Source organism: Weissella soli (genome assembly GCF_001761545.1).
GTDB classification, from domain to species: domain Bacteria; phylum Bacillota; class Bacilli; order Lactobacillales; family Lactobacillaceae; genus Weissella; species Weissella soli.
The window spans coordinates 752,175-775,711 of record NZ_CP017326.1; the positions used below are offsets into that span (position 1 = coordinate 752,175).

Consider the following 23,537-nt stretch of genomic DNA (forward strand, 5'->3'; position numbering starts at 1 on the left):
TTACTTATCCTCGCGAACGAACATTGTAAAACCAATCCACCCGATTAGGATCTAAATGATCAAAGTCCGGTGTGTTCGTATCCAGATTTTCAATCTTAGCTATATCCTCGCCATCCAACGTAAAGTTCCAAATATCCAAGTTTTGGGCCATTCGTTCCGGCTTAGTCGACTTAGCTACCGCAACGATACCTTCTTGCATGACCCACTTCAGAACTACTTGAGCAATCGCGACTTCGTGTTTTTTAGCAATTTCTAACAGCACCGGGTGACTAAAAATGCCATGCTGTCCTTCTGCAAATGGACCCCAGGCTTCCATTTGCACCCCATACTTTGTATGCCACTCACGAGCTACCTTTTCTTGGTAAAAGGGGTGGAATTCCACTTGATTTATTTGTGGTTTTGGCAGACTAGCTTGTTCAACAACATTCACAAATTCGATGAACTTTGCAGGATAAAAATTTGAAATACCGATGTTTTTAACCTGGCCAGCTGCTTGTGCCTCGGCCAAAGCACGCCAGGCACCATACACGTCACCATATGGTTGATGTAGTAAAATAAGATCAAAGTATGCTTGTCCCGCATTTTGCAATGAATCATCAATCGCAGCACGCGCCCGGTCATAATCAAAATCTTGAATAAACAACTTCGTAGTTAGAAAGATATCCTCACGAGCTACCTCTCCAGCAGCGACAGCTTCATTAACAGCTACACCTGTTTCAGCTTCGTTACCATAAATACGTGCAGTATCGACACTCCGATACCCTGCTTTAATGGCATCGCGTACAGCCTGCTTAGTTTCTGCAACCGGAATCTGAAAAACCCCGAATCCTAATTGTGGCATCTTGTTACCGTTATTCAATGTTGTAAAGTCCATGTCTGTTTCCTCTTTTCCTATTCATGAGTTCTATTAAAAACCTTCGAGTGAGCTTTAAGTCAACCCTTTTAATTTCTTATGTTGCAAATTAGAAATTCAAATAAACAAATCTAGGGGAAATTTTACTTAACAAATCAGTTATTATTGACTATTTTATTCATATATTATGAAGAAAATATACAGATAGATCGTAATTCTGCCTAATATTCAGCTAGATTTAATCTATTGCAGTATTTTAATTTTTGTATAATTATGCTAAAATAAGCCTAATTGTTCTACTATGAACGTGGCTTAAATTAAGTAGTTATTCGCATTTCATTGGGGCTATGATGACATGTGAACAACTGCTTTTATTTTTTAATGAACACTGGAGTAAAACCATGTATATGAAAGAATTGTCAGTTTCAGATGTAACCGAATTACAAAAAATTTGTGTTGACACTTTTTATGATGCCTTCGCTACATATAACACAGCTGAAAATATGAGTCTTTATTTAGATCGCCAATACAATTTAGAAAAATTAATCTCTGAATTAAAAAACAAAAACACCTATTTTTATTTTATATTTGATGATGACCACGGTGCCGTGGGATATCTGAAATTGAACACGGCAGATGCACAATCAGAAAATACTTTCAAGGACGCTCTAGAAATTGAACGTATATACATTCGCCACGCTTTTCAAAACCAAGGCCTCGGTGAGATCTTATATAACATTGCAAAGACTAAGGCTACCCTCTTAGGTAAAAAACAAGTTTGGTTAGGAGTTTGGGAATACAATCAAACAGCCATCACATTTTATCAACACTACGGTTTTGAATTCGCAGGTAGCCGCACCGTTCATCTTGGTGATGCACCCCAAATCGATTTGCTAATGGTCAAACATCTGTGATTAAAATGATTAACTACGTAAAAAGCCCTCAGAATTGGCATTGCCAACCTTGAGGGCCTTTTATGTAGTTATACTATGATTAGAAATTAAACTTCTCACCATAGATGTCAGCTTTACGAACACCTGCATCTTGGAGCAACTTCATCGTGCCGACCATCATGGGCGTTGAACCACCCACAATATAGAAGGAATTGCGATTTTTAGTAACAATCGTTTTGACCTGATTTTCGTTTAAGCGGCCCACTTGCGACGCATACTCTAGATTAGGGTTTTTCACCGCTAAATCCTGCAAATCATTTTCATAGATTAAATCTTCTTTTTTCGACGCCACACGGATAAAGGACACCTTGTGCTTATCGATCAGCGACCTGGTGAGTGAAATCAGTGGGACCGATCCCACCCCTGAGCCGATAAAGACCAAATGCTTGCCTTCATTTTCCTTAATCGATTCTGACAATCGTCCATAAGAGCCATCAATCTTGACCTTGGCACCCACTGGTATTTTGTCTAACTTTGCGGTGAAATCACCCCAATTACGGATGGCAAAGACCAGTTCTCGTTTCGCCTGGTCATAGCGCAAAATTGAAAATGGGTGCATCTCTTTAAAGCCATCAACTTCTGGAAATGAAATATAGACAAAATCACCCGGATGAATCTGTGCATTTTTATTAAGACGGATGACCAACTCAGTCACGGAATGTGCCAACTTTTTATTGGCGATGAGCTGCCCATGTCTCGCGAGGAGCGGCTTACCAAAGTGATAATACAGATACATCACCGCGGTCACACCTGAGTAGACAAAGAACAATGTCATGAATGGCGTGATCGTCACAATGTAGGGTATTAAAATAACGTGTGCAAACACTAACAGCGTGGCCACAATATTTAAACGATGGAGCCATACTGAGACTTCATAGCTCAAAATCTTTTCAATGGTTGTCTTGATCTTTCGGAGCACTTTACTTCTTGATGTTAACCAACCCGACATGAAGAAAATTGAGTAGGCCGCAATCCCAATGAAGATGATTAACGCGATATCACCAGTCTGTTTAATTAACCCTGAGGATTGCAACATCATTTTGTGTGTAAAAGCCAAGACAATCGCACTGACACCCAGGATACCATGGACAAAATACATCTCTGGCAAACCGATCAATTTGTCAATCCACTTCGGTTTGATGGAAATAGCAATGGCAAAAAGCATCCAGACGTACGCGATGATACCAATTTGTGAAGCGAATAGATTTGACACATTGATTGTGTTTTGCATCCCCTGTGATAGGGTCTGGATTAACGGTAGTGGCAAGACAAAAATAGCTGCCATCCAGAAAAGTCCGAGCCAATATTTATGAGATTTTAGCATGTGTTTCGCCCTCTTGTCTTGTAAAAATAAACCCACTTAAATTGTCAGGTAGTGCTAGGTCAGGATTCACCATTAAGGCCGTCGCCCACACATCAACTTCCTGGAGCGCTTGGCCAATCACCGTTGTTTGTAGGATATCGTCGACAGCTCCCTTAATATGGTGCCCCCGTTCAGAAATGCCCGATGTGGCAATCGCCCCGGTTTTTAGCTGGACCGTCTTAATAATGCTATAACGATCGGTCGGATCAACAATGCCGATGTCAAATACCCAGTCCGATTGCTCCCGGGTCTCCATCTGCATATCACCCCCACCGATCAAGTTCACCGCTTGCACGCTGGGAAATTGGAACAGGGGCACTAGGAATTTTGAAAAGCCAACTTCAATCGACCAGCCCTTCACAAAACCAGAGGGTTCAAATTCACCATTGTAGTTGGCATCAAAAGCATCATGCGTTGCTAACTTAGCTGCTAAACTTGAGGCAAAGACGAAATAAAGATCTGGCGACATCGTCAGGGCCGTGATCTCACCACGATTATAGCGACTGACCTCAGAATCAGCTAAATACGGTGAAAAACGGGTATTGATTTGCTCTAAATATACTTCTAACAGATTTTGGAAGTGTTGCACTTTAGCGAGCAGCGCCGGCTTCTCGGCTGTCTCATCCAAAACAATTTGGCTAGTAAAAACAGTGCCCATTGTGTGATACACAAAACTCAACATGGTATGCCCTTTGATGCGCTTAGAATGCATTTCCATATGCCTATACCTCTACCTTATTATACTGCTTTATCAAGGGCAGATTGTAGTGATTGGGTGTAACCTTCATATGTCACGGTTGCCCCAGAGATAGCTTGGATATCAGCGGATTGGGCTTTCTTTGTTTCAGAGATGTAAACGGGTTCAGCCTGGTTGTCAATTGCCTGACTGCGGCCTTCACCATCTTCACTTGTACTATGAACCATCGTCACGTCGGTGATTTTCCCGCCAGAAATGGTCACTTTAACCTGGACGTTACCCCACTGGGTGCTCACAGATGAGCCCTTATAAGTGCCATCCTTATACTTGCCGCTCGAACTACTCGTCGAAATCGTCGATGAACTCGAACTCACACTGGTGGTGTCACTTGTGCTGTCAGTCGTCGTTGCTTGACTCGTGGTGGTCGCACTAGCATCAGTCGATGATCCTTTATTCATTAGTAACAACCAGTAAGCATCTAAAACCATCGCGACCGCGATTAAACCTGTGACCAGAACTGCAAGAATTTTTTTCATAATCAAACCTTCTTTTTAACTTTTTATATTATTTGCTTTCTAACTGTTGTCAGTTTAACTGCTATGGATAAACCCAACCTTAAGTGGACACTAACTGAACCTTAAAAAAATAATTTCACCAAATATTTGCAAAAAATAAAATTATGCACTATACTTACTTTTAGTAATTAAATTTGTTGATTAGTTAGAAAGAGAGTTGTATTTATTTATGTCTAAGTTTGGTATTATTGTTGGTTCAATTCGTAAAAATTCATATTCAAAGGGTGTTGCTGATGCCCTAGTCGCTGGTTTGCCAGCCGATGCAGAAGTCACTTATATTAATATTGCTGACTTGCCTTTGTACAACCAAGATTTGGATGAGAACTCACCTGAATCATACGTGAACTTCCGTGCCGAAGTGGCTGCACAAGATGCTTTCATCTTCGTGACACCAGAACACAACCGAAGCATCCCTGCTGCATTGAAGAATGCTTTGGATATTGCTTCACGTCCTTGGGGACAAAGTGTTTGGGGTGGTAAGCCAGCCATGGTTGCCTCACAATCAATCGGTGGTACTGGTGCCTCATTGGCTAACCACGCCTTGCGTCAATCATTGGTAATTTTGGACATGCCTACCATGCAACAACCTGAATTGTACATTGGTAACACAATGGCTTTGGCTGATGAAGCTGGTCAAATTACTAACGAAGACACAAAGAAGTTCTTGGCAGATAGCGCAAAGCAATTCGTAGCCTTCGCTGCAAAGTTTTAATTAATACAGAAAAAAGACTGATCATCTGATGATCAGTCTTTTTTCTGTCTTCAAACTATTTTGAACTCGTTATATTTGAGTGATCAATTGACAGATTCAGCAATTAATCAAGTTCTTGAAAACGAGTCACTTGCATGTGTAACTGGTACTTATCCCTGAGTTGCGCAATTTCTTGCATCATTGGTGATTTATGATGAAAGTCAATGGCTTCTTGATTAGTCCACTGATCAATCAGTAGCACACTATCAACATCTTCCATCGGGAAAAAATATTCATACCGCTCATTACCGACTTCTTGACGCACGCGCGCAACGATGCCAGAAGCAACCATTTCTTCGGCAAACTTCTTGGCATTCCCGGATTCGCCTGTATATAAAATATTAACGGTGATCGCCATGCTGAATCTCTCTTTCTTAAAATGCTAATTTAATTTTATTGTATCATCTAGTCCCTTAACAAGAATTTTAAATAACTCGTCTTGTAGATGAAAGAGTTTGTTAACTCGTAACATTTTTTTGATTTGTTGATCAAACTATTTGACTCGTTGGCCGGATCAGAACCTCACTAATGGCAACATGTTTGGGTTGGTCAATGGCGTACAAGACTGCGTTTGCAATATCATCAGCTGCCAAAGAATTCATTGAACCGCTATTTTTCGGATCATAAAGATCTTGGAGTGCCTCTTCAATCACCCTGTTGTCAACGGACTGAATCAATTCAGTTGCCACCGCCCCTGGTGAGATGATGGTTGAACGAATGCCAAAGTCTCTTTCCTCTTGGCGCAGACCTTCCATGATGGCACGGACAGCATATTTTGTCCCATTATAGACCGCACTACCTGGGTATACTACATGCCCCGCGACAGAATCGGTTGTGATGATCAGGCCATCCTTTTGTTGCTCCATAATAGGTAAAACAGCCGTAATGCCATGCAGAACACCCATGATGTTAATATCTAACATCCGTTGATAACTCTCTAAGTTGCCTTCACGTAAGAACCCCTGAGGCATCACGCCGGCGTTATTATATAAAACATCTACTTTACCGTATTTTTCATAGGCCAAGTTAACGAGTTGCTTAACATCCTGGAAGTTCGCCACATCAGTGACCTGATAAATAGCATTGGCCCCAATCGTGGCCGTTAAGGTTGCCAACCGATCTGCACGCCGGGCACCGAGAACCACCTTAGCTCCCCGACTGGCTAACAATTTAGCAGTAGCTTCCCCAATTCCTGATGAAGCACCCGTAATAACAACGACTTTATTCTCGACTGTCATTGATTATGCCTCCAATGCATTATAAACTTCGTCAGCGACTGGTTCCAACCATTCGGGGCTGCCAGCTGTAATGGCGATATGTTCAAACCAACTATCAACTTTAGCACCATGCCAATGTTTCACACCATCCTTAGTGATCACAACATCGCCAGCTTGTAATGACCTAGCTGGTTGTCCCGCTTCCTGGTACCAACCCTCACCGGCCGTGACCAGCAAAATTTGATACCCATGGTGATGGATATGCCAGTTATTACGCGCACCTGGCGCAAAATCAACGGTGCCGATATTAATTTTTTCATCGGGGCTTTGGGTCAATGTATTGAGAAAGGTGTCGCCAATGAAAAATTGGCTAAAGGGATTAGGTATCCCAGGCCCAAAGATGGCCCCATTTTTAAGTTCTGTATATTTTGTCATTTATCATCTTCTCCAAAAATTTCTTTTGCAATATTAAACGCTGACCAAGCGCTTGGCCACCCAACATAAAATGCTAACTGCGTGATAATTTCGACGACTTCATTTTTCGTGAGGCCATTTTCTTTAGCCTTATTCAAATGAAAGGGTAATTGTTGAAAGGCGCCTTGGGTAATCAATGCGCTAATCGTTGCTAAACTCCGGTCGCGAGGTGATAATTCGGTTTCACGTGACCAAACCTGACCAAATAGGACATCGTCGTTTAATGCCGCAAATTTTGGTGCAAATTCACCCAGTGCATCACGACCTGCTGTGACTTTTTCTGCCATTCTTCATATCTCCATCCTTCATTATTAAGCCCATTTTATTCGTTAGAGTGCACTCTAAGTCAAGTGAATGTTGTATAATCAGTGCATGGAAAAAACTACCCCACAATTTAAAATGAAATACGTTGCCGAAAAAACTGGTCTGTCGGAATATACCCTCCGTTACTATGAAAAAGAAGGCTTGATTGTCCCCGCTCGGTCTGCGAATAATTTACGGTTGTACAGCCAAGAAGATGTTGAATGGCTCTTCTTCATTGAACACATGCGATCGACCGATATGTCCATTAAAGATTTAAAACACTTCGTTAAATTACGGCGCAATGGCACTGAATATGAAACAGAACTATTGGATATTTTGCTACAACACCGTCAAAACGTCCGTGATAAACTTACTAAATATCAAGCCAATTTAGAGCTGTTGGATCATAAAATTGACATTTACACTGATCAATTAAAGAACCGCGATCAAAATCTTTATGATTATTTCGTGACACTCAATGCCGACAAATTCCAATAGACACAAAAAACAGGTTCAACTGGTATTTCCAGTGAACCTGTTTTTTGTTGTTCAGGCATTAAACTTGTCTAACATAATAGGCTTGGCCATTATCAATTAGAATATGTTTATCCTGATGCATATCGTTATCAATTAGCATCACTTTGGATCTAATTGGTTCCGTTTTAACAATTTGGTTGATCAGAGCTGAGATAGACTCGATTCTAGCATCACTCGCTTCAAAATCTAAACCGTAATCTAGTCGTTCATCAACAGGCTTGATTATGGTTTTAAGTCTATCCGTAAAAGGAAGTTTTTGTAACTTTTCAGATAATTTTTTAACCCGCTTCTCGGAATTTCGATCGGCTATCTTAAATTGTGCATCGATACTTAATAGGTAATCCTGTATAAGAATTTTTGTATCATGAAATTTATTCAGTTGCGTCTCAATACTATCATTTACAAAACCTCTGCTACCTGTTTCAGGCATGAATAACATTCGTAATTCAGCAGTTAATGCGATCAAATTTAAAGTGTAAACGTTGATACTGGTCCACTTATTAATTTTTTCAAGCTGCATCTGGGCCTGCTTAAGTTTTCGATTTTGTTTTAAACTACCTTCATCCACTAATTTATGCAGTTTCTCATTAGCCAAATTATTATATTCGTGCAAATTACTGTCAATTGTTTCTAATTGATTCCAGATACGATTCCGACTTGGTTCGTCCATCAACAATTCTGACTTGTATATGAGGATTCGCTCGAGCTCTTCCCGGCGGGTCTTAATTTTTGCGATTAATTCATCCTGTTGAAACGCCATAATCTCTTGTGTATTGATTGCAATACCATCTAATTTAGCACTAATTTCATTCATGTAATATTGCCCGACCACTACGGATCCCAATTGCATCGAAGCTGCCGTTATCTTGGCAGCATTCGCCTTCACTGTCGGTACACTTTTCACATAGTCAGTTGGGTTAACTTTATGAAGTCGTGCTTGACCAAGTATCTTACCCTTTTTGCCTTTATACATCGCTAACTGACCAACCTCTGAATTCGTCAATTTATGCATTAATTGGGCACCCTTGTTATCTGTCAAACGATATAATTTATCAGTGTTTTTTGCAACTATTTTTGTTTCATTTCCCTGAATCGTACGAGAAATTTGTGAAATGACCGTTGAAACAGCATCATCGGTTTTTAATATCATGCCGTTTGTATTAGCATCTAGCGTGACGAGACCGCGATTGACAGTTGTTAAATTAGTCTCAAAGGAAGTCATTAATTCATCATTTAGTCGTTCTATTACTTTAGCATCACTTATTTTTTGTAATTCATATTCCATATATTAATCCTCGAGACGAACTATCGTTGCACTAAGCTCTAACTATTACAACTTACCCGTCAAGAACTGGGCTTCACCATGACCAAAACTCCAGTCGTCATCATGATTACCAATGAGACTAACGACCAAGTCTTCCTTACGTAAGCCAAGTTCCTCGTGTAAACGGGTGGCCAGTTGGTCATAGAAAGCAACCTTAGCTTTAGTCGTCCGAGGTCGGCTGACGAGATTGAAGACGACAAGGTCTTTGGAACGTTCAATCCCTAACCCAGTATCCAAGATTTGCATCTCAAAAGGCTCGTGTTGTGTCAAAACTTGATAACGATCACCCTGGGGCGTGCCAAAAGTTTCCAATTGTACTTCATAAGCGATATCTAAGAGCTGCTTTAGATAGGCTTCATCGTGACCCTTAATTACATCAATGCGCATTAATGGCATATTTTTTACCTACTTTCAATGATTAAATGACTGACTTATTAATAGGTCTATCTTACCATTTTTCTATGGTGCGACCCATGCTAAAAGGCACTTGCAAATAACGCTGCAAGTGCCTTTTATGAACTCTACTTATGCTTCTTTACGCTTCAACAAACCGTAGATGACACCAGAAACGACCGCACCGATCAACACAGCCAATAAGTACAATACCGGTTGACTCGTCAAGGCAATCACGAAGATACCACCATGGGGTGCGAGTAACTTGATGCCCAAGCCCCCAACAATCCCACCAGTTAATGCTGAACCAACAATGAAACTTGGAATGGCCCGTACTGGGTCGGCTGCAGCGAATGGAATGGCGCCTTCAGTGATGAATGACAAGCCCATGACAATGTTGGTCAACCCAGCTTCACGGTCCTTCACATTAAACTTGTTCTTGAACAAGAGGGTTGCCACGAAGATCGCCAATGGTGGTACCATACCACCGGCCATGACAGCAGCCATAACAACTGAACCACCGGTCGCAACTGTTGCTGCCAAGGTTCCTGTACCAAAGACGTAAGCCGCCTTGTTGATTGGGCCACCCATGTCAACAGCCATCATACCGCCAAGCAAAGCACCTAGCAATAAGGCATTGGTACCATTCAAACCAGCCAAGAAGTTGTTCAATCCACTGTTAATGGCTGACATGGGGATGTTAATAATCAACATGGCAAAGCCAGTCAAAATGACTCCAAGCACTGGGTAGAACAAGATTGACTTGATACCATCAAGTGACTTAGGCAACTTTTTGAACGCTGACTTGAGCAGTAACATGATACCACCAGCCAGGAATCCACCAACTAACGCTCCCAAGAAACCTGAAGGAATTGGTGCATGAGTTGCATCCAAACCGACATTGTAGATGTTATAACCAGTAGCCGCAATTTCACCAGCCACGAACCCAGCTACTAACCCAGGCTTTTCAGCAATTGAATAAGCGATATATCCAGCCAAGACTGGGAGCATAAAGCCAAAGGCCGCCCCACCAATTTGCTTGAAGAAAGCCGCAATTGGATGATAAGTTCCCAAACTAGCTAATTGATCATGCGGTACCCCCAGTGATTGGTCAATTAAGAAGGCCAAGGCAATGGCAATTCCACCACCGATTACGAATGGCAACATGCTTGAAACACCACTCATCAAGTGTTGGTAAAAGGCTTTTCCAACGGATAAGTCTTGCGTGTGATTGTCACTTGGTGTCTCACTACCGTCAGCATGAAAGACAGGAGCTTCATCTTGCAAAGCCAAATCAATCAGCTTACCTGGCTTACGAATGCCGTCAGCGACCGGACGCTTGACCAAATGCTTACCATTGAAACGTTGCATCTCAACTTTTTTGTCAGCTGCCACGATCACCCCTTGAGCATTGGCAATGTCTTCAGGGGTCAACCGGTTACCGACACCACTCGCACCGTTGGTTTCGACCTTAATGTGCACACCTAATTTTTCCGCTTCTTTCTTCAAAGCTTCTTCTGCCATATAGGTATGCGCAATGCCCGTAGTACATGCCGTCACTGCGACCAAGTATGGTGCATCGGCTGCGACGTGTGAACCAAGCGTCGTGGGCACCTCATCCCCCGCAAACAAATCCCAAACTGCTTGTGATGTTGGGGCGGTCTTTAATTTGGCCATAAATCCATCTTGCAACAAGTAACGTGACAAATTGGCCAAAGCTTGGAGATGCGTGTCATTAGCGTCCGTTGGTACGGCAATCATGAAGAATAATTCGACCGGCTGCCCATCCAAAGAATCATAATCCACCCCCTTGCCTGACCGTGCAAATGCAATCGTTGGTGTGATTACCGCCGCATTCTTAGAATGTGGCATGGCAATTCCTTCACCCAAACCAGTGGTCGTTTGCGCTTCACGGGCTAAGATACCCTCCAAAAATTCTTGTTCATCCCGGATTTTTCCGGCGTTATATAGACTAGCAATGATTTCTTTTAAGGCAGCCCGCTTAGTGGTGGCTTGTAAATCCAGAATCATCACTTCTGGTGCTAATAAATCTTGAATATTCATAGGTTCCTACTCCCCAATAATGTGAATTTTGGTCAATAAATCAGATATCTGTGCCTGTGTTGCAAGATCATCATGAAAAGCTGTGGCTGTACCAGCAGCGACACCGTATTTAAAACTAGTGAGCGCATCATGACTTTGTTGCCACGTGGCTACAAAGCCGGCAACAACTGAATCACCTGCCCCAACCGTGTTTTTTACCGTCCCAATTACTGGATCAGCACGATACTTGCCCTGTGAGGTATAAAGAATTGCACCAGCGCCACCAAGCGAAACAATGACATGCTGGGCTCCTTTTGCCACTAATTGTTGCCCGTATTCGTCAATTTGTGCAGCTGTAAGTGCATGTTCACCAAACAGCTCAGCGAGTTCATCTTGATTTGGCTTTAACAGTAATGGTTGATAGGGTAAAGCATCTAACAAAACCAGCCCTTCAACGTCTAAAATAAATTGTGCCCCAGTTGCGTGAATCCGTTGCACCATTTCCAGCAGATATGACTTAGGCACATTTTTCGGCGTGCTCCCCGAAATTACTACGATATCTTTTGTTTTCAATTGATCAAGTTGCTTTAGTAACTGTTCCAATTCAGCTGCGGTGACTGCCGGGCCACTTGTATTAATCGCCGTTTCCGACTGTCCATGAACCTTCACATTGATCCGCGACGTACCGGTGACCCGGGTAAAGTTCGTCGCAATTTTTTCTTGCGCTAATTGCTCTTTAATGAATTCACCGGTGAAGCCGCCTATAAATCCTAGAGCAATGTTTTCAACACCCAACCGTTTGATCACCCGGCTAACATTGATTCCCTTGCCACCAGCAAAATATTGTTCATCCGTCGCGCGATTAAGCGTACCAACTTGTAATTCTGGTACCTGGGTCAAAAAATCAATCGCTGGATTTAATGTCATTGTATAAATCATCCCTTATCAACCTCGATTATTTCTGTTGTTTCCCGAAGTGCGATGTATTCATCTGCCAATTGATTAGTAATAATGGTGACATCCTGCAAGGCCGCGGTTTGCACAAAGGCTACACTGCCGAATTTCGATGCATCTGCCAATACATACGGACAGCGTGTCTGCTTGATAACGACACTTTTGATCGCAGCTTCTTCAAGATCCGGTGTGGTTAAGCCATGGGCGGCATCAATCCCGTTGGTTCCGAGGAAACTAATGTCAAATGCCAGATGTTGGATCTGTTCAACCGCTGTGACCCCGATCGTGGCATCCGTCGTTTGCTTGATTGGACCACCAATAATAATGGTGGGAATCATTAAATCTGACAAACGCGCCGCATGATGCACAGAGTTGGTAACCACGGTGATGCCTGGATTTTTATCAATCAGGTAAGGAATCACCTCTGCCGTCGTGGTACCAGCGTCTAAGAAGATGGTTTCACCCCCCTGTACTAAATCAGCGGCCGCCTTACCGATCCGTTGTTTGCTGCCTGAATGTACAACTTGCTTTTGTTGCATGCTTGGTTCGGTTTGCAAACTTTCCAGTAACTGCACCCCACCCCGCAAGCGTTTTACCTTACCCGCCGTTTCTAAATCTTGGAGATCACGGCGTAATGTCGATAAAGATGTCCGGGTAATCGCCTCCAAATCGGCTAGTTTCATAAATTTATGTTTATGTAAGATAGTTAGTATTTTCTCTTTACGTTCTTCAATAATCATGGGCACCCCTCAAAATGTAAGCGCTTACTTGCTTACTTTATGTAACATACTATAGCCTTACTTGGATTATTTTGCAACATCTAATTTTCAAAATGTGTCATTTTATGTCAAAAAAGTAGTACATTCTATTGAATGTACTACTTAAAGATCCTACTTAGACCGTTTAATGGCTGCAATCATCACCGTGGTGATACTATTTGCGGTTGCTGTAATGTCATATTCGGCAGCCGGCGTTAAACGGGTCATCCGGATAAACTCATACATCATTTGCCCAACTAACAAACGCATAAATTCAGCGGGTTGCATTTGTTCATCAACCAAAAGAAGCGTTACCTGGTCTAACAAGCGTTGTATGATCGGCCCCAAACGTTGTTTTGTTTCTGCAACCAGAGCATCATTTATCAAAAATTCATTTGCTAAAATTTGTAAAATGTGACGGTTTGTATACACAAAGGTCAATCGATTTGCCACCACCACTCGCACAAATTCTTCAATTTTCACATTTTTGGGCACCTGATGATCAACAAAGTTAACGCCATAAGTTGGAAACAAATGGTCAATTGCTGGATCAATAATCGCTCGTAAGAGTTCTTTTTTAGTCGGATAGTACTTAAAGATGGTCCCTTGACTCATTTGTGAGCGCGTGGCAATCTGGGTCGTACTTGTACCGTCAAATCCTTGGGCTGCAAACAATGCCACTGCGGCCTGTAATACCTTGCGCTGCCCTTTGGTCATTGATATATCTTGCTCAAAGAGCACATTAAGATCCTGAATTACTTGTTCGGTCATAAGCGTGCCCTCCTAAACTTTACGATAGCGTTTTAAGCCGACGATGTTACCAATTGTCAACACAATAATAAAAATGAGTAAGGCGCCTAAATCTGGCCAAATAGCCGTCCAACCACTGTTGGTCATGATGACTTTTGTCAGACTATCGCCAGCGTATTTCATCGGGATAATGCCTGCAACGATCTCAGCCCACTTGGCCATGCTATCTAGGGAAATCAAGCCAGAAAAGAAAATCTGTGGCACCACAATCAGCGGAATAAATTGGACCATTTGAAATTCTGATTTAGCAAATGTCGACATGAATAAACCAAAGGCTAACGCTAAGGTCGCCAAGAGAATATTTGTGATGACTACCCAGAAAATTGAACCATTCACGGTCACCCCAAGTCCCCAAATCGTGTAACTAACGATGACTAATGTTTGGATAATTGCAAGCAGACCATAACTCACCATATAGCCAAAGACCACCTCAACGCGCTTAACGGGGGTCGCTAACAAGCGCTCTAGCGTACCGGTTGTTCGTTCGCGCAGCAATGACATCCCCGAAATCAAGAAGACAAAAAAGAAGACGAAAAAGCCCATCAAAATTGGCATGATTTTATCAAAATAGGTGGTGTGCTGGTCACCATATCGATAAACACTCATCACTTGTGGTACAGGCTGGGTCGCAACACTCATGCCCGTTTGTTGCTGCAACCTGGTCACAGTCATTGTTAGTTGTTCCATGCGTGTTTTAATTTGTGCAGCCGAGAAAGCACCCCGGACCACGGCCGTTTTTGAGGCATCGACATTGGCATAAGTGACGGTATATTTATGATTAGCATATTCGATGATAGCATCCAATTGGCCATTTGCGAGTTGTTTATCTGCTTTGGCTCTAGTAGCATAGTGCACTACGTGGACATGGGCCGTCGCATCGATATTTTGAGTAACCGGCTGCGAGACAGCCACGGTTCCGACATTAACCGAAACGGTTTGTCCCGAATCAAAGACCACTTTCATTAGCGTTAAAATCAACAACGGCGCCACAAACAATAATGCCAGGGTCCGTTTATCACGAAACAATTCTTTTAAAATGCGTCGGGCAATTGACCAAATTCTCATCCTTTTACTCCTTCGGCCTTTAAAAAAACATCCTCAATACTATTCACACCGTACTCAGCTTCCAATACTTTGGGTGCATCATTAGCAATCACTGCACCGCCAAGTAATAAGGCGACGCGGTCCACTAATTCAGCTTCATCCATGACATGCGTCGTGACAAGAATTGTTTGCCCCTGATCGCGCATATGTTGCAATTCGGTCCAAATCTGACGACGCAAAGCAGGATCAATGCCTACGGTTGGTTCATCTAAAATAACCAAACTGGGGTTACCTAGGAAAGCGATTGTCAAGGAAAGTCGGCGTTTCATTCCACCTGAATAACCAGATACGCGTTTGTCCAAGTCACTGGTCAAGGCAACAATCGTTGCCACGCGTTGAATTTCCCCGGCAATCTTTTGTCGGGGAATGCCCTTCATTTCAGCAAAAAATTGCAGATTTTCGCGTGCCGTTAATTGCTCATAAAGGGCATCAGATTGCGCCATATACCCTAATTGCCCCAATACCTTCCGATTAGGCATCACTTTGGTGAACACGGTCGCTTGACCGGCATCGGCGATTTCCATCCCCAGCGCAATTTTTATGATCGTTGATTTACCAGCACCTGAAGGCCCAATGAGGCCGACAATTTCCCCTTGATGCACTGAAAAATCTACGGCATCAAGCACGACTTGCTGCCCATACTGCTTTGTCACTTGGGTTAAACGGATGATGTCATTTGTCATAATTTATCCTCATGTATCTTTTTTTATAAAAGTGAGTGATTACTCACTTGTTTGATAGATAGATTATAACACTAAAGTTGAGCCAATATCCCCCCCATAAAATTAAAAGCGCCACATCACTATCGATGCGGCGCTAATCAGTGTTTATTTACGTTGCTTGTTAAACAAATGAACTTGTGGACGACCGATTAAGAAACCAAACGGTGGAATCCGGTAGAAGGCGTAATTCAAGACATAGCCCAACGCCACCACGGCCAGATAACCAAATGGAATCAAAACTAACAGAAGCAGATTGTTATGCAAATTGGCACCTTCAACTAAATTACCAACCAGCAAGATCGGTAAGGTTTGCGACAAATAGATCCCAAATGAAATTTTTGCGCCATTGGCAACAAACCAAGTCACCGCCTTTGGTAAGCCATGCTGACGTAAATCAGCGTACCGTAGACCAATCCAGATAATGTAGCCAATAATCACAACATCATACATGAAAATAAATGGTTGGTGCACTTCTTCGGCCTTGTTCAATGATAAATGTAAGACGTCGACATTAAAGAAGTACAAGCCAATCGTGCCGATGGCCACGATCAATGTTCCCCAACCAAACCAGACATGCCACTTGCGAATGAAGGCCATGAATTCTTTATAGTGAATGGCGGCATAGGCGCCCATCATAAAGTAGAATTGGTAGACCAACACGTTGAAGCCGTAATTTTGCAGTAAGTAAGGCCAGTTTGAGGTATCCAGATGTGGCAACTGGTACTTCACAAAGAACAAGATGACTAATTGCAGGAGCGCTGACAGCCCCATGATGAGATTGTGGCGACCTTCAAAACGCTTAAAGATCCACACCATCACTGGGAAAATCAGATAGAGCTGCATGGTCACGAGAATATAGTACATATAGTAGTCATCACCATAGAGTGATAAATGGCCCCATTTCTGGAGAAAGTCGCCCAATGAGCTGACCTTAGTGACAAAAAGGGTCAGGATCGCCGTCCAGCTCAGATAGGGAATCAAGACCCCCAGGTAGCGTTTCTTCCAAAAGCCCCATAAACTAATTTGTTTGAAGTAGTTATTCATAAACAACACCAGGCCCGTGACGAACATGAAGCCCATCCGGGTGAAGTGTAGTGAGATGTGCGTGGCCATCAAAAAAGTGTATGGCCCTGAATTGGTGCTCATCTCATGGGTAAATAAGGTTGTCGTGTGATTTGCGAGCACCCCTAAAATAAAGACGATCCGGAAAAAGTCGACTTCATAGAGGTAAACGCGCTTCTGCTTAGTTTGTGCCATTTTGGTGTCGTCCCCATATCCTCTCAATTAAATCTGCCCGCAATACTTTACCGGTTGGATTACGTGGAAAGTCACCCGTTACATAGTAGGCCGTTGGGCGTTCGTATTTAGCTAGTTCGTTGGCCATATGGTCTTGAATCTTTTCGATAATCGCGTTGACTTCAACGATATTTTCAGTTGCCAAATGAAGCACCGCCGTCACACGCTCACCGTACATATCATCAGGCAAGCCGACAACCGCTGTCTCAACAACCCCATCGATTTGTGAAATCAAGGCTTCAACCTTAGCCGGCGCTACTTTTTCACCACCATAGTTGATAATTTCTTTGACACGGCCGATGACATACAAATAGCCGTCCTCATCAAAGTAGCCGATATCACCGGTGCGGAAGTAACCGTCGACCAAGATGCCATCTTTTGGATCCATGTACGCCTCTAAGACACGGGGACCGCGTAACACGATTTCACCCTTCACATGACTATCGTAAGTGACCCCGTTGTCACCATAAATCGCGATATCTGTATCAACGACTGGTCCAACTGACCCAATTTTAGCATTATCCAGTGGGTTAATCGAAACGACGGTCGTTGATTCCGTCATGCCATAGCCCTCTTGTACACGGACACCAAACGTTTGTTCAAAGTCAGCTAACAAAGGCGCTGGCAATGAGAATGAGGCCGATCGGACATATTGCAGGTGAATGTGATCACGCAATGCTGTGAATTGTTGACGACTCTTCTCGTTTTGCAACAAAATATTGATGATTGTTGGCACGACGGACAACCATGTAATTTGGTATTTAGCGACGATTTCCCAGAAATGACTGGCTGAAAACTTAGGTGCCACGATTAATTGCCCACCATTGATCCGGGTGGTCACCGTCGACACAATTTGGGCATTAATGTGAAACAGTGGCATGACGATTAGTGAATGATCCTCGGCAGTGATATTTTGGCTCCATGTCACAGCCCGAGTAGCCAACAAAATCTTTTTAAATGAAATACCGACGCGCTTGGGCTTACCGGTCGTGCCTGAAGTATTCAAAATCAAAGCCGACTGCTCTTCAACATTGTCAGCAATGAAACGTTTTGGTTCACCGTCAAAGCGATAAAAATGCCCCTTGTAGAGGTAGGTCTTGAACGCTTCTGGTAGCAAGACCGTTTGCTTCGTTAACCGTGCCGCAATGTCATCCGAAACCAGAGCCGCCGCGTATTGATAATCTTCAAACTCACCAATAATTTCGACCACCCCAGTCGTTTCTGAGATCGGGTGGGCAATGGCGCCGATTTCCCAAAGCGCTTGTTCAATAATCGTCAACCAAGCGGTGTTACCCAGCGCTAGGAGCACGACATCCCCTTTTTGGATGTTATGTGCTTCAAAGTTTTCACGAAAATCTGCCACAGCACGCTTAACTTGCGCCCCCGTCCACTCTTGCTCAGTGGCAAGATCTACCAATTGCACGTCATGAGCATGCACGTCTAACTGCGCGTTTAATGCGTTTAATAATTCTGGCATAATTTTCCTTCTCTTTCATATGTATAAAATGCAGGTGCTCGCAACCACCTGCATTTACCTTACAAAGTCAGCATTTAATTAACGAGTTGGTTACTTTGTAACTTTAACAACGGCATTCTTCACATAAACCTTCTTGGTGATCAAGCCTTGATCAAAGAAGGTATCTGCAATATTCTGTTGTTCAGTGATGATTTGATTTGTAATCGCCGTCATTGAGAATGGCTTACGATCAACCATCTTCTTCACGACCGACTTCTTCATATTCAATGACTTTGTGTACAAGTCGATCACTTCCGAGCGATGCGTATCGGCCCAAGCCATATCCTCTTGCAAGTACTGCAACAAATAAGCTGAAACCGTCTTGTTAGCCTTGGCATACTTTTGCGTTGATAACAAGAATTCACGGTTCTTAGAACTACCTGAACCATCAATCAAAATCTTTGCATTCTGAACGATTTGCGCCTGTGCAGTATAGGGATCCCAGGTAACCCAGGCATCCACCTTACCACGACCAAAGGCAATACTTGCATCCGGTTGTTTCATATTAACCCAAGTCACATCACTCGCATCCATGCCGGCATTCTCCAGTGCCTTCAATAAGAAGTACTGTGAAGAGGTTCCTTGCGTGTAGGCGACTTTCTTACCCTTCAAATCCTTGACCGACTTGATGCTTGAGTTCTTGCCAACCACAATCGCAGAACCCTTTTCACGCGTCCCACCAGCGGCGATGTAGGCAATGGACGTGCCCGCTGCCTGCGCGGTCACTGGTGGCGTATCACCAGTTCGTGCGTAATCGACACTACCCGCAGCCAATGCTTGCATTTCAGCCGAACCGTCTGTGAATTGGCGGTAGACGACCTTATAACCCTGGGCCTTCATCTTCTTAGATAATTCACCGTGTTGGATGGCCAAATCGATTGGATCACCCTTTTGGTAGGCGATAGTCACCGTCTTTAACTTTGAGCCACTATCAGTTGCTTGAAAGTAACCATAGACTGCGCCAGCTCCCCAAAGGACCAAGAAGACCGCAAGCAGTGTTTTTTTAATTGTTTGCTTCATGTCGATTACTCACTTTCTGCCAGAATAAAGTTTTGCACGTCATCAATCGTTTGATCAATAGCGAGGCGATCAGTTTGATGGCGTTGACCGGCGACGATCAATCCTAAGTCACCATCTTTGACAGCGACCACGCGATCAGCCAGTAACACACCTTCACGCACATCGTGAGTAATCAAAATAGTTGTCAGATTAGACTCCGCCACAATGTCCGCCACTAACTGTTGCATCTTTAAACGTGTCAGAGCATCCAAAGCCCCCAACGGTTCATCCAACAGCAAGATCTCAGGGTCAGACATCAATGCCCGGGCCAAAGCCACCCGTTGTTGTTGACCACCTGACAATGAACTTGGGTAGGCATCCGCCTTTTCACCCAATTCCACCCGTTCTAACAAGGCTAAGGCGCGCTGCTTTTCTTGGGCATCCTTGCTACCAAAGGTCAGATTGTCAACGACGGTCATCCAAGGCAACAAACGTGCGTCTTGGAACATGACCCGGGCCACTTGGTTTTGCCCCTGCAACTGTTGACCGGCAATGATGATATCACCTGAGTTCGTTGCTTCCAAACCGGCGATTAACCGGAGCAGCGTCGTTTTACCACCACCACTTTGACCAACGAACGAAATGAATTCACCTGCTTGAATCTCAAAATTAATATCTTTTAAGACAACATTGTCACCATATGCCTTAACGACATGTTGCAATTGAATTTTTGTTTCTGTCATGTTGTCTTATCCCTTCTGCCAGTTCAACAAAATGCTTTCAAAGCTCAACGCAATCCAGTCTGACAACTTTCCCAAAAGTGCATAAATCAAAATACTTAAGAAAATAGTTGGCATATCCAAAAATTGTTGGGCATTGGTTTCCATATAGCCGATACCTGAGCTTGATGAGATCGTTTCTGACACAATCAAGGTCGTCCACATCACACCCAAAGCATATCGCAAGCCCATCAGAATAGATGGTAAGGCCCCTGGGAAAATGATCTTCGTGAACATCTGCCGTTTGCTCAAGCCATAAGAGTGCCCCATTTCAATCAACTTTTGATCAACTGAACGAATCCCATGGAATGTATTAATGTAAATCGGGAACAACACCCCGATCGCCACCAAAGCAATCTTGGCATCTTCACCAATCCCCATCCAAATGATAATTAATGGAATTAAGGCCAAATGAGGAATATTACGTACCATTTGGATGGAACTGTTAAAGAATAGCCGGGCGTAGTTGGAAACACCATTGAAGACACCAAAGGCAAAACCAATCAGCCCACCAATTAGTAAGCCAGAAGTGGCTCGAAATAGTGAAATGCTCATATTCTTTTGCAATTCACCACTTTTAGTGAGCGTCACCGCTTGTGACACGACGTCGGTTGGGGATGGCAAGACAGAGACTGAAATCAATTCCAAGCTGGCCGTGATTTGCCACCCAATGATGATCAAGACTGGCAGTACCCAAGGTAGCACTACTGCAGTCAACAACCGCGGTTGTTTAGTTTGATTGTTCATACGTTTTTCTCCAATGCATTTTCTTTAATTTCGGCAATTAATTGATGGCGCAACACCTTACCCGTGGGGTTACGGGGGTAGTCCGTGACATAGATGACAGTCGTTGGCCGTTCCGGCTTTGACAGCTCGCTCGCAGCATAGGCCTTAATTTGGGCGGTCTGTTCATCTTCTGACAAGACTGTCTCCCGGCTAATGACCACGGCAGTGACCTCTTCACCGTATAGTGGGTGCGGGGTCCCGACTACAATCACTTCTTGGATGAAAGGCAATTTAGACAGCGTGGCTTCAATCGCTGCGGGGGCGACTTTTTCACCACCATGATTGATGATTTCTTTGATTCGACCAACGATGGCCAAGTAACCATCGTCATCAAACCGACCCACATCACCTGTTTTTAGCCAACCATCGATAAATGAAGCGGGGTTTGAATCGACATAATCGTTAATGACGTGTTCGCCACGCAACAAAATTTCCCCAACTTGGTGTGCGTCCTTGGTAATTTCACCGTCATGCAAGAGCGCAATATCCGTGGCAATGGGTAACCCGACCGTCCCAATCTTTGGGTGGTCCTTTGGATTCAAGGTGATTAAGCTAGCGGCTTCCGTCATCCCATACCCTTCAAGGACAGGCACCCCAAACGTGGCTTCAAAGGCACGCCACCGCTCTTCTGGCAAGGAGAAGGAAGCGGAACGGACATACTGTAGCTGGATAGCGTCTTGGTACTTCGTGTATTCTGCCAGTGCATTGGCATTCATCTGCAAAATACCAATAATGGTCGGTACAATGGAGACCCAGGTGACTTGATGTGTCGCCACTTGACGCCAAAATTCGCGTGCCGAAAACTTAGGGGCCACTACCAAGCGACCACCAGAAACACGCGTTCCTAGAATCGAGATCAATTGGGCGTTAATATGAAAGACGGGCATGACCAACATATTTGTATCCGTCGCTGACAATCCCTGACTTTGACCAATATGCACGGCGGCATGATAAACCTGCGCGTGCGTCAGGCCGACTCGCTTGGGCTTACCCGTGGTACCGGACGTATTAAGCATGAGGGCAATCGCTTGTTCAGTCGGTGCTTGGTCTTCCCCAGTACTTGCTTGGGCATGCCGATACCGATAGAAATTGTAGGTCATGGCACCCTCAATGGTGAACGTTTCTTGATGAAAATTTTCATCATGATCGAAAGCGGCCGTTAAGGTTTCTTCGATAATCATTGCCTGATAATGATAATCAGCGAATTCATTTTGGATAATCGTCTTACCCGATGATGGGGCGATCGGATGGGCAATGATGCCTAACTCAAACAACGCTTGCTCGAGGATCACCACCCGCTTGTCATTTTCCAAGGCGAGCAGGACCACATCGCCAAAATGTAAATCGCGTGCGCGCATGGCCGCCTTCACTTCATTTACTAGATTGGCAACCGCCGTTCCGGTGAGCCAATCGTCTTCCGCAACATTTTTCAAAGTTGGTTCCGCTGCCCGTTGAACCAACTGCTGTTGCAAGGCGTCCACTAATTTTGTCATGAAAATTCCTCTTATTAATCTATTGTGATTTTAATAAAAAATCAATATTAACTTCATTATAGTAGTGCTTCTGTCTTAAATAAAACCAAATTAGGGACAAAACACTTACATTTAATATTAATGTGACACCAATGAAAACAAATGAAAACAATGTAACATTAAATTAATGTGCTGAATATTTATACCCTGTATACAAAAAACTTTGGGTCCGCAAGGGGACCCAAAGTTTTAGAATGTTCGTTATTTTTATGATTGGTTATTCCCAACGAATCACTCGCTGACCTTGAGCATCTTGCACCCCCAAGGCTAACTCATTGACGGTTGTATCATCGAATACCTGAAACATTTCCGCAAAGGTATTGGGTAATTCGTAGTCCCCACTTAAAATTTCAGCGCGCGTCAGCCAGCGAAGCGCCCCCTCGCGCGCCTGGAGTTCCCCCTGATATTCAGTGGTTTTATATAAGAAGACAATGTAGCGCGCACCATCCCCGATCGGCCACTCTTTGATACCGACGAATTGGGGATGAGCAATCACCAGCCCGGTTTCCTCCAAGGCTTCCCGATAGACTGATGCGGTCACCGTCTCACCGGGTTCAATGTGACCACCCGGAAAAGCTAGCCCTGACCACGCATCTTTCACACGGTGTTGGACCAACAATTGGCCGGTTGTCGCATTTTCAATCATAATCATATTGGTTAGTTCAACGGGGGTTGTCCGATCGTGTGTGTGTGTGTTTGGATTAACCATCGTACCTACCTCATCTTCATTGCATGACTTGTTCACCAACAGCTACCCCTTTTGGGCAACAAAAAACCCGAAAGTAACAAGCGCTTTCA

General features: G+C 43.6%; 26 protein-coding genes. 3 read left to right on the plus strand and 23 right to left on the minus strand.

Annotated features, from left to right (window positions below; genetic code table 11):
• Positions 1-4 precede the first annotated feature (4 nt).
• On the minus strand, positions 5-874 hold the full coding sequence (locus WSWS_RS03565) for an aldo/keto reductase (RefSeq protein WP_070229989.1): 870 nt from the start codon (positions 872-874) through the stop codon (positions 5-7).
• A 380-nt stretch (positions 875-1,254) separates the two neighbouring features.
• Between WSWS_RS03565 and WSWS_RS03570 the strand changes: the two genes are divergently transcribed.
• Entirely contained in the window at positions 1,255-1,767 is a 513-nt protein-coding gene (locus WSWS_RS03570; protein WP_070229990.1) for a GNAT family N-acetyltransferase, read from the plus strand.
• A gap of 79 nt (positions 1,768-1,846) precedes the next feature.
• Here the strand turns inward: WSWS_RS03570 and WSWS_RS03575 are convergent, their stop codons facing one another.
• Genes WSWS_RS03575 through WSWS_RS03585 form a run of 3 tightly spaced genes read right to left on the minus strand, consistent with a single transcriptional unit; the run spans position 1,847 to position 4,402 of the window.
• On the minus strand, positions 1,847-3,130 hold the full coding sequence (locus tag WSWS_RS03575; protein WP_070229991.1) for an FAD-binding oxidoreductase: 1,284 nt from the start codon (positions 3,128-3,130) through the stop codon (positions 1,847-1,849).
• A complete protein-coding gene (locus WSWS_RS03580; RefSeq protein WP_070229992.1) occupies positions 3,114-3,887 on the minus strand; it encodes an FAD:protein FMN transferase in 774 nt (257 codons plus the stop codon). The genes WSWS_RS03575 and WSWS_RS03580 overlap by 17 nt, the downstream gene beginning before the upstream one ends.
• A gap of 20 nt (positions 3,888-3,907) precedes the next feature.
• On the minus strand, positions 3,908-4,402 hold the full coding sequence (locus tag WSWS_RS03585; protein WP_114981104.1) for an FMN-binding protein: 495 nt from the start codon (positions 4,400-4,402) through the stop codon (positions 3,908-3,910).
• A gap of 208 nt (positions 4,403-4,610) precedes the next feature.
• Here WSWS_RS03585 and WSWS_RS03590 point away from each other — a divergent pair, with 208 nt between their 5' ends.
• Complete coding sequence (locus WSWS_RS03590) at positions 4,611-5,153, plus strand: NADPH-dependent FMN reductase (RefSeq protein WP_070229993.1); 543 nt, start codon at positions 4,611-4,613, stop codon at positions 5,151-5,153.
• A 103-nt stretch (positions 5,154-5,256) separates the two neighbouring features.
• Here the strand turns inward: WSWS_RS03590 and WSWS_RS03595 are convergent, their stop codons facing one another.
• From WSWS_RS03595 to WSWS_RS03610, 4 genes are all read right to left on the minus strand, one after another.
• Positions 5,257-5,550 carry an antibiotic biosynthesis monooxygenase family protein gene (locus tag WSWS_RS03595; protein ID WP_070229994.1) on the minus strand — a complete coding sequence of 98 codons (294 nt, stop codon included), beginning with the start codon at positions 5,548-5,550 and terminating at the stop codon, positions 5,257-5,259.
• A 130-nt stretch (positions 5,551-5,680) separates the two neighbouring features.
• Complete coding sequence (locus WSWS_RS03600) at positions 5,681-6,430, minus strand: SDR family oxidoreductase (protein ID WP_070229995.1); 750 nt, start codon at positions 6,428-6,430, stop codon at positions 5,681-5,683.
• Positions 6,431-6,433: 3 nt separating this feature from the next.
• Positions 6,434-6,844, minus strand: a complete 411-nt coding sequence (locus tag WSWS_RS03605; protein WP_070229996.1) for a cupin domain-containing protein — start codon at positions 6,842-6,844, stop codon at positions 6,434-6,436.
• A complete protein-coding gene (locus WSWS_RS03610; protein ID WP_070229997.1) occupies positions 6,841-7,170 on the minus strand; it encodes a carboxymuconolactone decarboxylase family protein in 330 nt (109 codons plus the stop codon). Before WSWS_RS03610 ends, WSWS_RS03605 begins: the two co-directional genes overlap by 4 nt.
• A gap of 85 nt (positions 7,171-7,255) precedes the next feature.
• Between WSWS_RS03610 and WSWS_RS03615 the strand changes: the two genes are divergently transcribed.
• Positions 7,256-7,684, plus strand: a complete 429-nt coding sequence (locus WSWS_RS03615; protein ID WP_164699424.1) for a MerR family transcriptional regulator — start codon at positions 7,256-7,258, stop codon at positions 7,682-7,684.
• A gap of 58 nt (positions 7,685-7,742) precedes the next feature.
• Here the strand turns inward: WSWS_RS03615 and WSWS_RS03620 are convergent, their stop codons facing one another.
• The 15 genes from WSWS_RS03620 to WSWS_RS03690 form a co-directional block, all read right to left on the minus strand.
• Positions 7,743-9,008 (minus strand): hypothetical protein, encoded by a 1,266-nt coding sequence (locus WSWS_RS03620; protein ID WP_070229998.1) that lies wholly within the window; start codon positions 9,006-9,008, stop codon positions 7,743-7,745.
• 45 nt (positions 9,009-9,053) lie between these two features.
• Positions 9,054-9,443: a tautomerase family protein gene (locus WSWS_RS03625; protein WP_070229999.1), complete on the minus strand. Its 390-nt coding sequence runs from the start codon at positions 9,441-9,443 to the stop codon at positions 9,054-9,056.
• Between the two features lie 129 nt (positions 9,444-9,572).
• Positions 9,573-11,504 (minus strand): PTS fructose transporter subunit IIABC, encoded by a 1,932-nt coding sequence (locus tag WSWS_RS03630; protein WP_070230000.1) that lies wholly within the window; start codon positions 11,502-11,504, stop codon positions 9,573-9,575.
• A gap of 6 nt (positions 11,505-11,510) precedes the next feature.
• On the minus strand, positions 11,511-12,422 hold the full coding sequence (gene pfkB, locus WSWS_RS03635; protein ID WP_070230001.1) for a 1-phosphofructokinase: 912 nt from the start codon (positions 12,420-12,422) through the stop codon (positions 11,511-11,513).
• Positions 12,419-13,177, minus strand: a complete 759-nt coding sequence (locus WSWS_RS03640) for a DeoR/GlpR family DNA-binding transcription regulator (protein WP_070230002.1) — start codon at positions 13,175-13,177, stop codon at positions 12,419-12,421. The genes pfkB and WSWS_RS03640 overlap by 4 nt, the downstream gene beginning before the upstream one ends.
• 150 nt (positions 13,178-13,327) lie before the next feature.
• Positions 13,328-13,966 carry a TetR/AcrR family transcriptional regulator gene (locus WSWS_RS03645; protein ID WP_070230003.1) on the minus strand — a complete coding sequence of 213 codons (639 nt, stop codon included), beginning with the start codon at positions 13,964-13,966 and terminating at the stop codon, positions 13,328-13,330.
• A gap of 12 nt (positions 13,967-13,978) precedes the next feature.
• On the minus strand, positions 13,979-15,070 hold the full coding sequence (locus tag WSWS_RS03650) for an ABC transporter permease (RefSeq protein WP_070230004.1): 1,092 nt from the start codon (positions 15,068-15,070) through the stop codon (positions 13,979-13,981).
• Positions 15,067-15,792 (minus strand): ABC transporter ATP-binding protein, encoded by a 726-nt coding sequence (locus WSWS_RS03655; RefSeq protein WP_070230005.1) that lies wholly within the window; start codon positions 15,790-15,792, stop codon positions 15,067-15,069. Before WSWS_RS03655 ends, WSWS_RS03650 begins: the two co-directional genes overlap by 4 nt.
• 144 nt (positions 15,793-15,936) lie before the next feature.
• Complete coding sequence (locus WSWS_RS03660; protein ID WP_070230006.1) at positions 15,937-17,088, minus strand: acyltransferase; 1,152 nt, start codon at positions 17,086-17,088, stop codon at positions 15,937-15,939.
• Complete coding sequence (locus WSWS_RS03665; RefSeq protein WP_070230007.1) at positions 17,075-18,604, minus strand: AMP-binding protein; 1,530 nt, start codon at positions 18,602-18,604, stop codon at positions 17,075-17,077. Before WSWS_RS03665 ends, WSWS_RS03660 begins: the two co-directional genes overlap by 14 nt.
• 90 nt (positions 18,605-18,694) lie before the next feature.
• Positions 18,695-19,663, minus strand: coding sequence for an aliphatic sulfonate ABC transporter substrate-binding protein (locus tag WSWS_RS03670; protein WP_070230008.1), 969 nt, complete (start codon positions 19,661-19,663; stop codon positions 18,695-18,697).
• Positions 19,664-19,668: 5 nt separating this feature from the next.
• The gene (locus WSWS_RS03675) at positions 19,669-20,385 is read right to left on the minus strand and encodes an ABC transporter ATP-binding protein (RefSeq protein ID WP_070230009.1); all 717 of its coding nucleotides are present in this window, start codon (positions 20,383-20,385) and stop codon (positions 19,669-19,671) included.
• Between the two features lie 6 nt (positions 20,386-20,391).
• Positions 20,392-21,168 carry an ABC transporter permease subunit gene (locus WSWS_RS03680; RefSeq protein WP_070230010.1) on the minus strand — a complete coding sequence of 259 codons (777 nt, stop codon included), beginning with the start codon at positions 21,166-21,168 and terminating at the stop codon, positions 20,392-20,394.
• Positions 21,165-22,700, minus strand: a complete 1,536-nt coding sequence (locus tag WSWS_RS03685; protein WP_070230011.1) for an AMP-binding protein — start codon at positions 22,698-22,700, stop codon at positions 21,165-21,167. The genes WSWS_RS03680 and WSWS_RS03685 overlap by 4 nt, the downstream gene beginning before the upstream one ends.
• A 256-nt stretch (positions 22,701-22,956) precedes the next feature.
• Positions 22,957-23,448 carry an 8-oxo-dGTP diphosphatase gene (locus WSWS_RS03690; protein WP_070230012.1) on the minus strand — a complete coding sequence of 164 codons (492 nt, stop codon included), beginning with the start codon at positions 23,446-23,448 and terminating at the stop codon, positions 22,957-22,959.
• Positions 23,449-23,537: the final 89 nt, after the last annotated feature.

Excerpts from the sequence above, each read along its gene's own strand:
- WSWS_RS03565 (WP_070229989.1), bottom strand. The coding sequence starts at position 874 with ATGGACTTTACAACATTGAATAACGGTAACAAGATGCCACAATTAGGA.
- WSWS_RS03570 (WP_070229990.1), top strand. The coding sequence starts at position 1,255 with ATGTATATGAAAGAATTGTCAGTTTCAGATGTAACCGAATTACAAAAA.
- WSWS_RS03575 (WP_070229991.1), bottom strand. The coding sequence starts at position 3,130 with ATGCTAAAATCTCATAAATATTGGCTCGGACTTTTCTGGATGGCAGCT.
- WSWS_RS03580 (WP_070229992.1), bottom strand. The coding sequence starts at position 3,887 with ATGGAAATGCATTCTAAGCGCATCAAAGGGCATACCATGTTGAGTTTT.
- WSWS_RS03585 (WP_114981104.1), bottom strand. The coding sequence starts at position 4,402 with ATGAAAAAAATTCTTGCAGTTCTGGTCACAGGTTTAATCGCGGTCGCG.
- WSWS_RS03590 (WP_070229993.1), top strand. The coding sequence starts at position 4,611 with ATGTCTAAGTTTGGTATTATTGTTGGTTCAATTCGTAAAAATTCATAT.
- WSWS_RS03595 (WP_070229994.1), bottom strand. The coding sequence starts at position 5,550 with ATGGCGATCACCGTTAATATTTTATATACAGGCGAATCCGGGAATGCC.
- WSWS_RS03600 (WP_070229995.1), bottom strand. The coding sequence starts at position 6,430 with ATGACAGTCGAGAATAAAGTCGTTGTTATTACGGGTGCTTCATCAGGA.
- WSWS_RS03605 (WP_070229996.1), bottom strand. The coding sequence starts at position 6,844 with ATGACAAAATATACAGAACTTAAAAATGGGGCCATCTTTGGGCCTGGG.
- WSWS_RS03610 (WP_070229997.1), bottom strand. The coding sequence starts at position 7,170 with ATGGCAGAAAAAGTCACAGCAGGTCGTGATGCACTGGGTGAATTTGCA.
- WSWS_RS03615 (WP_164699424.1), top strand. The coding sequence starts at position 7,256 with ATGGAAAAAACTACCCCACAATTTAAAATGAAATACGTTGCCGAAAAA.
- WSWS_RS03620 (WP_070229998.1), bottom strand. The coding sequence starts at position 9,008 with ATGGAATATGAATTACAAAAAATAAGTGATGCTAAAGTAATAGAACGA.
- WSWS_RS03625 (WP_070229999.1), bottom strand. The coding sequence starts at position 9,443 with ATGCCATTAATGCGCATTGATGTAATTAAGGGTCACGATGAAGCCTAT.
- WSWS_RS03630 (WP_070230000.1), bottom strand. The coding sequence starts at position 11,504 with ATGAATATTCAAGATTTATTAGCACCAGAAGTGATGATTCTGGATTTA.
- pfkB (WP_070230001.1), bottom strand. The coding sequence starts at position 12,422 with ATGATTTATACAATGACATTAAATCCAGCGATTGATTTTTTGACCCAG.
- WSWS_RS03640 (WP_070230002.1), bottom strand. The coding sequence starts at position 13,177 with ATGATTATTGAAGAACGTAAAGAGAAAATACTAACTATCTTACATAAA.
- WSWS_RS03645 (WP_070230003.1), bottom strand. The coding sequence starts at position 13,966 with ATGACCGAACAAGTAATTCAGGATCTTAATGTGCTCTTTGAGCAAGAT.
- WSWS_RS03650 (WP_070230004.1), bottom strand. The coding sequence starts at position 15,070 with ATGAGAATTTGGTCAATTGCCCGACGCATTTTAAAAGAATTGTTTCGT.
- WSWS_RS03655 (WP_070230005.1), bottom strand. The coding sequence starts at position 15,792 with ATGACAAATGACATCATCCGTTTAACCCAAGTGACAAAGCAGTATGGG.
- WSWS_RS03660 (WP_070230006.1), bottom strand. The coding sequence starts at position 17,088 with ATGGCACAAACTAAGCAGAAGCGCGTTTACCTCTATGAAGTCGACTTT.
- WSWS_RS03665 (WP_070230007.1), bottom strand. The coding sequence starts at position 18,604 with ATGCCAGAATTATTAAACGCATTAAACGCGCAGTTAGACGTGCATGCT.
- WSWS_RS03670 (WP_070230008.1), bottom strand. The coding sequence starts at position 19,663 with ATGAAGCAAACAATTAAAAAAACACTGCTTGCGGTCTTCTTGGTCCTT.
- WSWS_RS03675 (WP_070230009.1), bottom strand. The coding sequence starts at position 20,385 with ATGACAGAAACAAAAATTCAATTGCAACATGTCGTTAAGGCATATGGT.
- WSWS_RS03680 (WP_070230010.1), bottom strand. The coding sequence starts at position 21,168 with ATGAACAATCAAACTAAACAACCGCGGTTGTTGACTGCAGTAGTGCTA.
- WSWS_RS03685 (WP_070230011.1), bottom strand. The coding sequence starts at position 22,700 with ATGACAAAATTAGTGGACGCCTTGCAACAGCAGTTGGTTCAACGGGCA.
- WSWS_RS03690 (WP_070230012.1), bottom strand. The coding sequence starts at position 23,448 with ATGGTTAATCCAAACACACACACACACGATCGGACAACCCCCGTTGAA.